This window comes from Catonella massiliensis (assembly GCF_016651435.1).
Taxonomy (GTDB): domain Bacteria; phylum Bacillota; class Clostridia; order Lachnospirales; family Lachnospiraceae; genus Catonella; species Catonella massiliensis.
In genome coordinates, this window is sequence record NZ_JAEPRJ010000001.1 from 362,510 (window position 1) to 377,639 (window position 15,130).

Annotated in this window: 11 protein-coding genes; all 11 read left to right on the top strand. The window is 38.2% G+C overall.

Annotation, left to right across the window (positions count from 1 at the left end; genetic code table 11):
- The first annotated feature begins 22 nt into the window (after window positions 1–22).
- The 11 genes from rfbC to JJN12_RS01620 all read left to right on the top strand — a co-directional run bounded on the left by rfbC (window position 23) and on the right by JJN12_RS01620 (window position 15,013).
- The gene (gene rfbC / locus JJN12_RS01570; protein WP_208428043.1) at window positions 23–592 is read left to right on the top strand and encodes a dTDP-4-dehydrorhamnose 3,5-epimerase; all 570 of its coding nucleotides are present in this window, start codon (window positions 23–25) and stop codon (window positions 590–592) included.
- Window positions 593–755: 163 nt separating this feature from the next.
- Complete coding sequence (rfbB, locus tag JJN12_RS01575; protein WP_208428044.1) at window positions 756–1,793, top strand: dTDP-glucose 4,6-dehydratase; 1,038 nt, start codon at window positions 756–758, stop codon at window positions 1,791–1,793.
- A 2-nt stretch (window positions 1,794–1,795) separates the two neighbouring features.
- A complete protein-coding gene (gene rfbD / locus JJN12_RS01580) occupies window positions 1,796–2,722 on the top strand; it encodes a dTDP-4-dehydrorhamnose reductase (RefSeq protein ID WP_208428045.1) in 927 nt (308 codons plus the stop codon).
- Between the two features lie 141 nt (window positions 2,723–2,863).
- The gene (locus JJN12_RS01585; protein WP_208428046.1) at window positions 2,864–3,994 is read left to right on the top strand and encodes a CPBP family intramembrane glutamic endopeptidase; all 1,131 of its coding nucleotides are present in this window, start codon (window positions 2,864–2,866) and stop codon (window positions 3,992–3,994) included.
- Between the two features lie 6 nt (window positions 3,995–4,000).
- Window positions 4,001–5,650, top strand: a complete 1,650-nt coding sequence (locus JJN12_RS01590; protein WP_208428047.1) for a putative manganese-dependent inorganic diphosphatase — start codon at window positions 4,001–4,003, stop codon at window positions 5,648–5,650.
- Between the two features lie 100 nt (window positions 5,651–5,750).
- Window positions 5,751–7,160: a Sapep family Mn(2+)-dependent dipeptidase gene (locus JJN12_RS01595; protein WP_208428048.1), complete on the top strand. Its 1,410-nt coding sequence runs from the start codon at window positions 5,751–5,753 to the stop codon at window positions 7,158–7,160.
- Window positions 7,161–9,620, top strand: a complete 2,460-nt coding sequence (locus JJN12_RS01600; RefSeq protein WP_208428049.1) for an LTA synthase family protein — start codon at window positions 7,161–7,163, stop codon at window positions 9,618–9,620.
- Window positions 9,617–10,795: a helveticin J family class III bacteriocin gene (locus JJN12_RS01605; RefSeq protein WP_208428050.1), complete on the top strand. Its 1,179-nt coding sequence runs from the start codon at window positions 9,617–9,619 to the stop codon at window positions 10,793–10,795. The genes JJN12_RS01600 and JJN12_RS01605 overlap by 4 nt, the downstream gene beginning before the upstream one ends.
- 144 nt (window positions 10,796–10,939) lie before the next feature.
- The gene (locus JJN12_RS01610; protein ID WP_208428051.1) at window positions 10,940–13,684 is read left to right on the top strand and encodes a YfhO family protein; all 2,745 of its coding nucleotides are present in this window, start codon (window positions 10,940–10,942) and stop codon (window positions 13,682–13,684) included.
- Window positions 13,653–14,594: a glycosyltransferase family 2 protein gene (locus tag JJN12_RS01615; protein ID WP_208428052.1), complete on the top strand. Its 942-nt coding sequence runs from the start codon at window positions 13,653–13,655 to the stop codon at window positions 14,592–14,594. The genes JJN12_RS01610 and JJN12_RS01615 overlap by 32 nt, the downstream gene beginning before the upstream one ends.
- A complete protein-coding gene (locus JJN12_RS01620; RefSeq protein ID WP_208428053.1) occupies window positions 14,591–15,013 on the top strand; it encodes a GtrA family protein in 423 nt (140 codons plus the stop codon). The genes JJN12_RS01615 and JJN12_RS01620 overlap by 4 nt, the downstream gene beginning before the upstream one ends.
- Window positions 15,014–15,130: the final 117 nt, after the last annotated feature.

Consider the following 15,130-nt stretch of genomic DNA (forward strand, 5'->3'; position numbering starts at 1 on the left):
ATTTAACAGGAGAACTTATTTGATGAAAAGGATAGAAACCGGAATTGATGGGCTTTTTGTGGTGGAGCCAGAGGTTTTTGGAGACCATAGGGGCTGGTTCATGGAGAGCTGGTCAAAGAGGAAATTTGAGGAAATCGGGATTGACTGCGAGTTTGTACAGGACAATCATTCATTTTCAGAGAAAAAGGGCACTCTTAGAGGACTGCATTTCCAAAAGGGAGAATATGCTCAGGCTAAGCTTGTAAGGGTACTAAGAGGCAGAGTTTATGATGTGGCTGTGGATCTTAGGAAGGATTCGGAGACCTTCCTCAAATGGTATGGTATAGAACTAAGTGAAGAGAATAAAAAAGAGTTTTTTATTCCAAGGGGCTTTGCACATGGATTTTTAACTCTTACTGACAATGTGGAATTTGCCTACAAGGCAGATAATTATTATAACAAGGAGTCTGAGGGAGCAATCATCTACAATGATGAAAGGGTTGCTGTGGACTGGAGGTTCACTAAACTAGGAATAGACGAGGTTATTATATCTGATAAGGATAAGATAGCGCCGGTACTTGCAGAATTGGATGAGAGTTACTTTTTTGATTAAGAAATTTACAATTCAATCAGAAAATCAGTACCAAAGATTTTATATATGGATGAATATCCGATAAGAGGTAAATTTGTTAAACAGATAGTCTGAGGTTTAAAACAGACTTCTTAGATGTAAATATAGTAAAATTATTCTACTGAAGTAGAAAGAAGGGTATAAAATGAAAGTAATAGTAACAGGTGGCGCAGGCTTTATTGGAAGTAATTTTTTATATTATGTACTTAAAAAACATCCTGAAAATGAGTATATTTGTTTGGATAAGCTCACTTATGCGGGCAATCTTTCAAACCTTGAAGAAGCACTTAAGAATCCAAAGCTTAGGTTCATAAAGGGAGATATTGCTGACAGGGACTTTGTTTATAAGTTATTTGAAGAAGAAAAGCCTGATCAGGTGGTAAACTTCGCCGCAGAAAGTCATGTAGACCGCTCAGTTCTCTTTCCTGATGAGTTCTTAAGAACCAATATTACAGGGGTGGGAGTACTTCTGGATGCCTGCAGAAAGTATGGCATCAAGCGTTTTCATCAGGTATCGACAGATGAGGTTTACGGTGACTTGCCACTTGATAGAGAAGATTTATTCTTTACTGAGGATACTCCGCTTAATCCCTCAAGCCCTTATTCATCCTCGAAGGCATCTGCAGACCTGATAGCTCTAGCTTATCACAGAACCTATGGACTGCCTGTGACCATATCAAGATGCTCCAACAACTACGGCGCTTATCAGTTCCCTGAGAAACTGATTCCTCTTATGATATACAATGCTAAGCACGATAAGGAACTGCCTGTATACGGCGAGGGTATCAATGTAAGGGACTGGCTCTATGTAGAAGACCATTGTATAGCCATTGATATGATACTTGAAAAGGGCAAGGTCGGAGAAGTCTACAATGTAGGCGGCCATAACGAGAAGAAGAATATAGAGGTGGTTAAGGCCATCCTTAAGGCTACGGACAAGCCTGAGAGCCTCATTAAATACGTAACAGACAGACCTGGGCATGACCTAAGATACGCCATAGACCCAAAGAAGATAGGAAAGGAGCTTGGCTGGAAGCCGCTTACTCCATTTGAAAAGGGTATTGAATATACCATAAAATGGTATCTTGATAATGCGAAGTGGATGGAAGATGTGATGAGTGGGGACTATGAAAAATACTACAAAAAGGTGTATAACAACCGCGAAGAAAAATTTGGCAGGTAAAAATGAGAATACTGGTAACCGGTGCAAAAGGACAGCTGGGTATAGCTGTTATGAGAGAATTATTAGGGAAAAAACAGGACTTTGACTTTAGGCTTATGCTTACGGTATCAAATGATGCCTCTTGGAATTCCCTGTACAACCTAATGAAAGAAGACGGACTTTTAGATGAAAGAGCGGAGATTACAACTCTTGATATAAGAGATTATTATGCGGTTAAGGCAGCTCTTTTTGGATTCTTGCCTGATGTTATTATCAACTGCTCTGCATACACCGCTGTGGATGACTGTGAGGACCACGAAGAAGAGGCAAGGGCTGTGAATGAAACAGGAGTGAAGAACCTCGCTCTTGTGGCAAAGGAGATAGACGCAGTGTTGGTACACATTTCAACAGACTATGTGTTTGACGGAAGTGGAGCTGTGCCTTATACAGAGGGTGACAAGCCAAACCCTGTAAGTGCCTACGGAAGAAGTAAGGCTCTTGGTGAAAAAGCAGTTACTGATACCCTTGATAGATATTTTATTATAAGAACTGCCTGGCTCTACGGAGAAGGAAAGAACTTTGTAAAGACTATGATTTCACTATCAGAAAAAAATAAGACTCTTCGTGTGGTTTCTGACCAGATTGGTTCTCCTACCTCTGCAGTGGAGCTTGCAAGATTTATAGTCTATCTCATCCAGACTGATAAATATGGAATCTGGCATGGGGTATGTGACGGAAGTACAAGCTGGTATGAGCTTACCAAGGAGATAATGAGGCTTATGGGAAAAGAAGAGGTAGAGGTCCTGCCTATAACTACTGAGGAATATCCTACAAAGGCTAAACGGCCACATTTTTCAGTGCTTTCCAATGAAAAGCTTCATAGTGAAACGGATTTTAAGATTAAATCCTGGAAAGAGGCGCTTAAGGAATATATTTCAAACCTATCTTAGAAAGAAAAACAGATTGGCTTATAGTGAGTATTCTTAAGATTTGCTTACAAGGCGCGTTAAATGACCTCTTTAGGTTGATTTTTGTGGGAATTATATGGTATAAAAATAGTCATAATATTACTATGAAAGAGAGGATAAGAATTGAACAACGAGAATGAAAATATGGAGACAGTAGGGCAGCTTGAAGAGACAGCGAGGAAACTTGAGGATGTGACTACTAAGCTTGAGAATCTGGCGGAAAAGATGGAAGGTATAGAAAATGAGGCTAAAAAGGAAGAGAGCCTTTTTAATAAAATACTTGCAAAGAAGACCTTTGGCATCTTAGGCTGGGGCTTTTTTGCCTTTGTTATAGTGTCGCTAATCGCACAGGAAATAGGAGTAACATTGGTCAGGATGTTACACTCAGGCGGAGGGCAGATACCTTCGATTATGACCTACATTGTGTCATTTTTCCCATTGTACCTTGTAGCCTTTCCTGTGCTCTTACTTATTATCAGGAAACTACCTAATGATGGCAGACAAAAGGAGGGCATCGGCTTTTTCACCCTCTTAAAATGTTTTTGTATGTGCATTACCATTATGTATATTGGTAATCTCATAGGAACAGGGCTTTCGGGGGTTATCGGAGGCTTTTTTGGCAAGACTTCAACCAACAATCTTGCTGAACTTATTACCAATGCTGATATGACAGGTACAATCATCTTTGTTGTTATCTTAGGACCGATCATGGAGGAGATAGTATTTAGAAAGATACTTATCGACAAGACTGTGAAGTTCGGAGAAAGAAACGCAATGATGCTTTCTGCACTTATGTTTGGACTTTTCCATATGAACCTTTTCCAGTTCTTTTATGCCTTTGGTATAGGTCTCATCTTTGCTTATGTTTACATAAAGAGCAGAAAGATAGGGTATTCAATAGCCTTCCATATGATTATCAACTTTATGGGATCTGTTTTGGCCGTGTTCGTCTCTAAAAACTATACCGAAGACGTGATAAATAAGCTCCAGAGCGGCAATCCTGAACTAGTATCACAGGCTCTAACACCGGGGGTAATTATGTCTGCGGTATATTCGATTGCGGTTATCGTAATCTTTTTTGTGGGACTTGTTTTACTGATTATCGGAAGAAAGAATATGCGTCTTGATGTAAACGGCGCACCATTTACTAGAAGGGAAGAGAAAGGTCTTGTCTACGGAAACTTTGGAATGGCATTTTTTATAGCTGCCTGCATTGCAATGATGGGACTCACTACACTTGCACAGCTAAGTTAGGAGAATATGAAAGAAGAAAAGATAGTTTATGTAATAGGACATAAGAACCCGGACACCGATTCAATTTGTTCTGCTATCTCTTATGCAGAGCTTAAGAATCTGACGTCAAGAGGAATTAAATATGTTCCAAAGAGGGCAGGCCAGATAAATGAAGAGACGGAATATGTCCTAAAGAGGATTGGAATAGAGCCTCCGGGCTATATGCCTGATGCGGGTACACAGGTAAAGGATATGGAGATTCACAAGACTCCATTTGCTGACTCAAGCCTCACAATTAATGAGGCCTGGGAGCTTATGAAAGAGGCTAGGGCTGCATCCCTTCCTATTACCGATAGTGAGGGAAGGCTTGAAGGTATAATAGCTATAGGAGATATTGCGAAGTACTTTATGGGAAATGCTGATGAGACTATACTTGCTAAGGCCAGAACCCAGTACAAGAGAATGGCGGATACACTAAATGGAAGGCTTGCGCTTGGTAATGAACACGGCTACTTCATAAAGGGAAGGGTTATCATTGGCACTGATGACCCTAAGCTTCTTGCGTCCAATATGGCTGCAGATGACCTGGTTGTGCTTGGCAACAGAAAAGATACCCAGCTTGCGGCCATCAAGGCAGATGCCAGCTGTATAGTGATAAGTGGCGGACACACAGCAGATGAAGACGTCATAGCTGCGGCGAAGAAGAAGAGCTGCGTAATCATAGAGAGTCCTATGGATACCTATACCATAGCAACTTTTATAAGCCATAGTATACCTGTTAGATATCTTATGAAATGTGAGGGCATAGTAACCTTCCATTCGAATGATTTTACAGATGCAATCAAGGAAACTATGGGTAAGTACCGCTACCGTGACTTCCCTGTAATAGATGCAGATGGACGCTGTCTTGGCACCATTTCCAGAAGAAACCTCATCAATGTAAGGAAAAAGCAGCTCATTCTTGTCGATCACAACGAGCGTACTCAGACCGTTGACAACATAGAAGAGACAGAAATCCTTGAGATAATTGACCACCATAGAATAGGCTCTCTTGAGACCATGGGACCTGTCATGTTTAGAAATCAGCCTGTAGGCTGTACTGCAACCATTATATACCAGATGTATAATGAAAGAGGAGTAGAGATACCTAAGAAGATAGCGGGGCTCCTCCTTGCGGCTATTCTCTCTGACACCCTTATGTTCCGCTCACCTACCTGTACCAAGTTTGACCAGGAGGCTGTTACCGTGCTTGCGGGGATTGCAGGCATTAACATAGAGGACTTTGCAAATGATATGTTCATGGCGGGCAGCAACCTCTCAGAAAAGGCTCCTGAGGAGATATTCTATCAGGATTTTAAGAAGTTTATGGCAGGCGAAACATCCTTTGGAGTGGGACAGATTAACTCTATGGACTCCAAGTCTCTTGCAAATGCTGAAGAGAAGATAAGGCCTATATTGCAGAGTGAATGTGGTAAAAACGGTATGTCAATGGTATTCTTTATGCTTACTAACATAGTCGAGGAATCCACAAAACTTCTTTGTTTTGGTGACGGAAGCGAAAGAATTGTAGAAAAGGCCTTTGATGTGAAAGTCTATAAGGATGCCGCTACCCTAAAGGGTATAGTTTCCAGAAAGAAGCAGCTAATACCTGCTATCATGGGCGTATTCAATGCTTAGCATTATACTTTTTACTTGAAATATGATAATGTAATGGTATAATTCTCAGTAAGAAATTTTCCTATCGGGTGAAGAATAATTGTAAATATGGAGGTATAAAATGGCTTACGAAAAAGAAATAAGTGACTACATTGAGAGTCATAAGGAAGAGATGTTAAACGACCTTATGGACCTCATAAGGATTAATAGTGAAAAAGGCGAAGAAAAGCCTGGTATGCCTTATGGAGAGGGCCCTTACAAGGCTCTTGAGGCTGCAAGTAAGCTTCTCACAGGCTACGGCTTTAAGGTAAATAACTATGACAACAGAGTAATTACTGCTGACTCTTATGATTTACCTACCAGACTTGATATCTTGGCGCACCTGGATGTAGTGCCTGCGGGAGATGACTGGACAGTTACAGAGCCTTACAATCCTGTGATTAAAGACGGGCTCCTCTACGGCAGGGGAAGCTGTGATGACAAGGGACCTGCAGTTGCAGCCCTCTATGCAATTAGAGCAGTCAAAGAGCTAAATATACCACTTAAACACAATGTCCGCCTCATCCTTGGTTCAGACGAGGAATGTGGCAGCAGTGATGTAGAATACTACTACACCAAAGAAAAGGCTGCACCTATGACAATTACTCCTGATGCGTCCTGGCCTCTTATCAATATAGAAAAGGGCGGAATCAGCAATGAGTTTACCGCCGAATACGAAAAGACTGACAAGACTCCAAGTCTTGTGTCCTTAAAGGGCGGTATCAAGATAAATGTGGTTCCAGGCAAGGCTACAGCAGTAGTAAAGGGGCTTAAAGAGGCAGATGTTAAGGAGATAACCAAGAAATTTGAGGAAGAAACCGGACTTAAGTTTGTATTTGAGGAAGACGGGGATAACCTTAATATCAAGGCTATAGGTGTGAATGCACACGCTTCCCTACCACATATGGGTAAGAACGCCATCCAGGGACTTGTTACCCTCTTATCTAAGTTCCCTCTTGCAGATGCTCCTGTAAACAACTATGTGAAAGCTCTTAACAACATCTTCCCTTATGGCGACTACAATGGTAAAACGATGGGCGTAGACCTTAAGGATGATGTCTCAGGAGAGACCACAGTCAGCTTTGACATCCTTGAAATCACCGAAACACATTTTAAGGGTGCTTATGACTGTCGTGCAAGCATTGTAGCTAACGATGAGAACACAGGCAGGGTAATGGAGCAAAAAATCCGTGAACAGGGATTTACCATACCTGAAAAGCCTATGTTTGAGCCTCATGTAGTAGACGGTGATTCAGAGCTTGTAAAAACCCTGCTTAAATGTTATGAGAAGGGCTTTGGAGTTACAAATGCCAAGCCAATAGCCATAGGTGGAGGTACCTATGTACACCATGTTGAAAACGGAGTAGCCTTTGGCTGTGAAGATCCTGAAATTGACAACCATATGCATGGTGCTGATGAGTTCATGGTAGTTGACATGATAGTTAAGAGTGCGAAAGTATTTGCAGATGCAATAGTGGAGTTATGCAAGTAAATGAAAATTATTAAAAAGATTTATAGGATATACAAAAAATATAACCCTGACGAATCCATGTTAGGGTACTTAAAAAGGCATATTGGGCAGGTTATACTTGCCCTTATGCTTTCTCTGTTTGTTGTAGGTGTTTTCTGCTTTGACGCGAGTCTCACACAGTTTAACAAAAACGGCAAGGACTTTGAGAAGCTGTTTTATACAGATGATTTTGATAATTTAATATGGGGAATGGTTCTTATTTTAATCCCTGTATTTTTATGTATATACTCTATCTTTCGCTTTGCGGGTGCGCCAAAGGAGAAAAAGCTTATTAAAAGAGGAGAGAATTCTATCTTTACCCAGATAATCATACTCATTTCTCTTGGAGCAGCAGGCGGAATATTAAGATATGAGCATAAAGATATTTACGGTCTTGTAAATAAATTCATAATAAACAATGATGGTATAGCTTATCTTAAATTCATAGGTGTAATACTGTTGGTTACCTTAGGCGCAATCTGGGAAAAGCTCATATTATGGCTGAGGTCAGGAGGCGCCTACAAGCATCCCTGGTTTATCAAATGCTTTATGGCGGGGCTTACAGGGCTTATGGGCTTTTATCTGGTTGAAATGCAGATGGGTACCCCTCCGAATGTCATCGTAAAAATGATGTTCTTTAACATGATGTACTGGATTATCCTCTATACCTTTTTATATGCGGTATTTAGAGGGATTAAGATACCTGCCTTTATCTGCATCGTCCTTGCATACCTGGTGGGAGTTGCGAACTACACAGTACTTCAGTTTAGAGGCAACTACATTATGTTCGGAGACCTTACAGTTATAGGAACTGCGATGGAAGTAGCAGGCAGGTATAAGCTTCACCCTGATACTCCATTCTTTGTAGCTGTGGGCATATTTGTGGTCTTTCTCATCATACTGATACTGATACCAAGGCTTAGGAAGAATAAAATAAATCCTGTTAGAAGGATAATTACCACACTGATAGCAATTGGCTGCTTATCTGTAGCTTGTATTTGGTCTTTTCAGGATGGACTACTTTACAACTATATCTTCGGCCTTTCATGGAACTATAATGAAAATGTAAATGATGAGGGCTACCTTGCATATTTTTTCAGCAATATGCACGCAACAAGCGGTGTAAAAGTCGAGGGCTACAGTCCTAAGGTGGCTAGGGAAGCTGTAAAAGAGGTGCTTGATTCACCTGATAATATAATGAAAGATTATAAGGACGGTGTACGCTATCCTACCATCTTAGTCATTCAAAATGAAACCTTTGCAGACCTTTCGGTTCTTGCGGACATTAAGACAGATAAGCCTGTTATGCCTTATATAAAGAGCCTCAAGAAGAATACAATTAAAGGCTATGTAAATATGAGTGTAACAGGAGGGCCTACAGCCAATACTGAATTTGAATTCCTCACAAGAAGCTCGATGGCATATATGCCGACAGGCTCAGTGCCGTATACCCAGTATCTTAAGCAGAATGTACCATCGGTGGTAGAGGTGCTTAAGAATCAGAAAAAGCCTTACAAGACAACTGCTTTCCATCCTTACTATTCATCAGGATATAACAGGAAGAGTGTGTATCAGTATATAGGCTTTGAAGATGCTGTATTTTACGAGGAATTTAATGATAAGGAGCTGCTTAGGGGGCTAATTACCGATAAGAATGACTACAAAGACCTCATAGAAATGTACGAAAAAAATAAAAAAGCTAACAAGGATCAACCACAATTTTTCTTTAATGTAACTATGCAAAACCATGGTGGCTTTTCAAATAACAAGGTGCGATTTGATGAGCCTGTCAAGATAACCAACTTCAAGGCGGTTCAGGCACTTGATAACTATGTTTCGCTTATGAGGACAAGTGATACTGCACTTAAAGATTTGATTGGGTATTTTAAGAAGGTGGATGAGCCTGTGATTATACTTTTTTACGGGGACCACCAGCCTTCATTTTCGGATGATGCTACAAAGCAGTTAAATGATCATAGCCTTTATAAAAGTGATAATGACAAGAGACTGTCAAAGTTCGTAGTTCCTTATTTTATTTGGGCTAATTATGACATTCCTGAGTATGACGGCATGCATGACGGAGGACTTACAGGTGAATATAACACTGTTTCAGTTAACTATCTGGCATCAATCCTGTTAAAGTATTCAGGGGTTGAGCTTTCTGATTATGATAAATACCTGCTAAACCTCCATCAGTACATACCTGCAATGTCAGCTCTTGGCTACTGGGACGGTAATGGCAAAAGACTTTTCTCCACTCACCTTACTAAGCCGCAGGCTTCTGAATTTGGAGCGGCCACAAGGCATAAGCAAAAGAAGGTGGACGAGAAGAAGGCTGAGAAGCTAAAAAGAGGCTATGAAAATGTGCAGTACAATCTGATATTTGATGCCAAAGACAAGTTATGGGATATATTTTTACCAAGAAAAGAAGATAACAAATGAAAACAAAGAAGATAGTTAGTTTATTAAGTGTGATAATATTTATGGTCCTTACCTATGTGGGGCTTACCATAAAGACACAGGCCGCTGAGAGTAAGGATGTAGTAGTAGAGGGGGGATATAGATTCTTGCTCTACTATACTCAGGCCATTCAAAGCTATGCCGTTGATGGCAATGACATATACATTCAACAGGCATACAGTGAAAATGAGTTTGATGAATTCGATGATTACAAGACCGGAAGAGTTGAAAATCTCGTGCTCATAAGCAGATGTCAGTATTCAGCTGAGTATGATGCTTATAAACCTGTAGACCATATGGTAATAAGGGGAGCCGGGCATGGACAGACCTTAGAGGTGTATAGTTACAATGGGAAGAAGTACCTTTTAGTTTCCTGTGGAAGTAAAAAGACCTATAACCGTACACTTTGGTGGTCAACTCAGATTGGACGCATTGAATACAAACCAGGTGCATTTATAAATAACAGTCAGGTAAAAAGGCTTACATATCTGAATTATTCCAATAAAAAGTCTAAACGCTTTGGCACTACAATGAGGGTTGATGCAGCATTGACACCTGATAAAAGTACCCTGGTCATATGGAAACTAAATGAAAAAGGTAAATCCGAGTATTCCGCATACAAATTCTCCGTAGTAAATAAGGAATTTGACAGGGCGAAAAATAACGAAGTAAATGTAAAGAAAAATAAGAGAATTAAAAAGGCTCTTGTATTTTCAACAAAACAGTACAAGCTTAAATCAAGGTCAATTCAGGGCTTTGCCATAAGCAATAAAACAAATGGTAGGTACAATCTATATGTGTCATCAGGAGATGAAAGATATTACAAACTAAACGGGATTTCCATTTATAAATATGAGATTAAGAATGGAAAGGTCAGACACAGGTCTACGGCCAGATTAAATGCAGACTATGTATGGAGTTCTTTTCCGCCCGATTCAGAGGATGATGGCAGCGGTGATGAGAAAGAAAGCGAAGAGAGCAATGACGAGGAAGAAGATTATACCGATGATGACTACACTGATGAAGATGATGAGGATGTAACATTTGCCGAGGTTGAGGACTTAAAGATAGTTGGAGGCGACCTTCAGTTTGTGGTAAGAAATACAGGGGACGCGAATCAGCAGCTTATCTGTACCATACCTCAAAGTGAGTTTTAATAAAGGTAAAAAAAGATTTTGACTATAAATCAAAGAAGAGCTGTTATGTGATTTGCAATAGCTCTTCTTTGGATATTTATTTGAAAAATACAGTTTAACATGATAAAATCTAGATAGCAAGTGTGATTAAATAGGAGGAATTTGATGGGTGGTAGTGATTTAAAGAGTAAAATAAACAGACTTACGCATGACATTGAAACTAAAAAACATCTTTATATAACTATTTATACATTTTTATTTCTGCTTGTTTTTAGTTTTATGTTTATAACTTTCATTTTAGAAGGGCGTAGTTTTGTATGGGAGTCAGATGGCTATACCCAACATTTAAAAGCCCTTATGTACATTAGAAAATACTATTCTGAAGCTGTTACATCAGGTAGCTTTCCAAGCTATGATTTTAATTTGGGATTTGGTGGAAATGTTTTTACAACTTTGACCTACTACGGTTTTTTTGATCCCATTAACCAGCTATCCATACTTGTACCTTTCAAGTACACAGATTATTTATATAGCTTTTTAGTTGCCTTAAGAGTCTATCTTTCAGGGCTTAGCTTTATTTTTATGTGCAGTTATTTTGGAAAAAGAAGATTATATTCTATAATCGGTGCTTTGGTATATATTAGTACATCTTATGTGTTTTTTTGGGGAATTAAGCACCCTTTTTTCTTAAATCCCATAATTTATCTTCCTGTTTTAGTGGTTGGACTTGACCTTATACTGCGTAAAAAGAAACCTTATATATTTATATTTGGCATTTCTTTATCTGCGTTAAGTGGTTTCTATTTCCTTTATATGATGACTATAATGCTGTTTTTATATGCGAATGTAAGGTTTATGGAACTATATAAATGCTCTGAACAAAAAATAAAAGAGTATGTATGGAGCTTTTTAAGGGTATTTGCAATGTACATATTGGGAATTTCCCTTGTAGCTATAGTATTATTGCCGCACATCATGGCCTTTTTAGACAGTAATCGAGTGGAAAATATAGAAGATTATTATGGCTTTTTTGATTTAAAATACTTAAAATTTATGCTGTCACTTTTTTATGCAAAAGCTCAAAATTATGGCTTTACTATATCACCACTGGTATTTTTTACTTTAATTATTGCATTTTTTAAGTATCAAAAAAGTAGAAAACCCCTTCTGTTTTTGACGGGTTTGTCTATAATTTGTCTTGGGATGCCATTTGCAGGCAGGATAATGAATGGTTTTTCTTATGCTACAAACCGCTGGATGTTTGGTACAGGGCTGCTTCTTTCATATTTGTTTGTAGATACAATGGAAGAATTGATGGAAAGAAAGCATAAGGCTTTTATTATCAAAATTCTTGGCATTTTAAATGTTCTATGCTTTGTTTTTTATATTATAGGTGGCGATAAATATCAATTGATTGGTTTAATCCTAGTAGATATTGCGTTTTTCCTGGTTTATTTTTTGAATGATTATATTGAGAAAAAACTCTCATTCATCAGTAAAATGGGAAGTTTAATGATTGTTGTTCTGCTGATACCTGCAAATGCCTGTGTTGTTGGAATTATGACTTATTATGACACAGGTTTTATTGAAAAGTATAGAAAGTATGATAATTTCTCAAGATATGAAAATAGTCAGGAAGTATTTTTTAAGAACTCAGAGTATGTTTCTAAGGAAGAGTATTTTAGAACAGATGGAAGCAGCTTTACACAGAATCTTGGGATGATAGCGGGATTTCCGAACAGCTACCTATATTTTAGCATTATCAATCCGCATATAGGAGAATTATTTGATGAACTAGAGATTGCTGACCATAGGAACAAAATCTTTTTTGCGGGTATGGATGGCAGAGCTGTTGCAGGTAATTTGGTTTCTAACAAGTACTTTCTTGCTAAAGGGAAATACAAAGGAGAGGTTCCTTATGGTTATACCTTAAAAGCGCCAAATGGACAGTATAAGATATATGAGAATAAGTATTTTCTACCATTTGGCTATACCTATGACAAGTACACAACTTATGATGAAATTAAGGATGCTTTTTCTTTGGATAAAGAGGCAAATATGCTTGATATGGTTTATCTGGAGGAGAAAATTCCTGATATAGAGCAAGGCGTACCTAAAAAATATTACAGCGAAATTCCTTATAAGGTGGAAGTTGGAAACAGAGTTAGGTATAAACCTAATAAATATATAGATTTTTCTTATGATAATAAAAGTGAAGATGGGAAAGAGAATAAAAAGTTAAATTCATCCGGCAAATACTTAAAGGTTTTGTTTGATGATGATAAGAAGAAAGAAACTTACCTTTATTTGGAATCGCTCTTTTTGAATGAGCGTTTTTCTACTTCTAAAATTGGCATTCGTTCATATAAATTAAATAAAAAGGATATTGTAAGAAGTAAGAGACATACATCTTATTTCGGGAGAAACAATTTTTTATTTAACTTAGGGAATGCAGGTAAGAAGAAAAAATGGGGGAAATTATATTTTCAGAAAAAAATAAAATATCCACTTGCTGATGTGAGAGTTTTCTCAGTTTCGATGGAGGGAATTCCAGCTAAAATAAACAAGTTAAAGGAAAACCACCTACAAAATGTAAGGTTTGGAATAGATAAAATTTCCGGAGAGATTAGCTTGGATAAGCCTAAAATATTGGCTATGAGCATTCCATATGAAAAGGGTTGGAAAGCCTATGTTAATGGGAAAGAAGTGCCAATACTTAGGGGAAACTATATGTTTAGCTGCCTCTCTCTTGGAAGAGGAGACTTTAACATTGAGCTGAAATATCGTACACCAGGGCTTACAATCTCAATTATGCTTTCAGTAGCATCATTTATTATCCTTGGAGTGATGCTTGTATTAGATTGGAGGAAAAGGAAGAGTGTTGGTATCAGTAGTAGTGCCTTGTTATAACGAAGAGGCTGTAATCAGACTTTATTATGAAGAAATGAACAAAGTTACGGAATTACTAACAGACTATGACTTTGAACTTATTTTTGTAAATGATGGATCAAAGGATGGTACCCTTGGTATTTTGAAAGAATTTGCCTCTAAAGACAATAGAGTCAAGTTTATATCATTCTCAAGAAACTTTGGTAAAGAATCCGCTATGTACGCAGGACTTAAAAATTCAAATGGTGATTATGTTGTACTAATGGATGCAGATTTACAGGATCCTCCTAAAACCTTGATAGATATGTTAAGGATTGCGACAGAAGAAGGGTATGATTCGGTCGCAACGAGAAGAATTACGAGAAAAGGTGAGCCACCTATACGTTCATTTTTTGCAAAGAAATTTTACAAAATAATGAATAAAATATCAAAAACAGATATTGTGGACGGAGCAAGAGATTATAGGTTAATGAGTAGAAACTTTGTAGATTCTCTACTTAGAATGAGTGAATATAGCAGATTTTCGAAAGGACTTTTCGGCTGGGTAGGCTTTAAGACCAAGTGGATAGCTTATGAAAATGTGGAAAGAGCTGCGGGGGAGACTAAGTGGAGCTTTTGGAAACTTCTTCTTTACAGCATAGAAGGAATAGTTGCTTTTTCAACCCTTCCCCTCAGCATTTCGGTGTTTTTTGGGATTATATTTGCCTTCCTTTCTTTTATCGGATTGGTCCTTGTTGTGATAAGGGCTGCTATTTTTGGGGATCCTGTAGCGGGTTGGCCTTCTATGATGTCCATTATCCTGCTAATAGGAGGAGTTCAGTTGATTTGTATAGGCATCCTCGGAATTTACCTTTCAAAGGTTTATTTAGAAGTAAAGAAAAGACCTATTTTTATTTGTTCAGACAGCAATATAAAGGATATCAAGCTATGAAAAAAATATTATCTTTGTTTGATGGGAGTATGATAAGGTTCATTATTGTTGGAGTTATTAACACTGTAATAGGAACCACAATAATGTTTGGAATGTATAATTTATTAGGTATAAATTATTGGATATCAACTGCCAGCAATTACATTTTGGTGAGCATTTTAAGCTATTACCTAAACAAACATTTTACCTTTAAGAATAAAGAAAAATCATTTTTACAGGTGGTGAAATTTGCCTTAAATATAGCCTTTTGTTACCTCCTTGCCTATGGGATAGCTAAGCCTGTTACAGTTTTAATTCTCTCAGGCCAGGAGGAAAAAATTCAAACCAATATTGCGATGTTGGTGGGAATGGTGTTCTTTACAGGCTTTAATTACTTAGGCCAGAGGTTCTTTGCTTTTAAAAGTGACAGAATAGACTAGCGATTAAGGGTTTTTTCCCTAATACATTGCAAAAATATTCATAAATGGTTATAATATGGAGAGAAAAAACTATAAAGCTGCGGTCCGAAACCCTTGCTAAGCAGGGGGTAGAGCCGT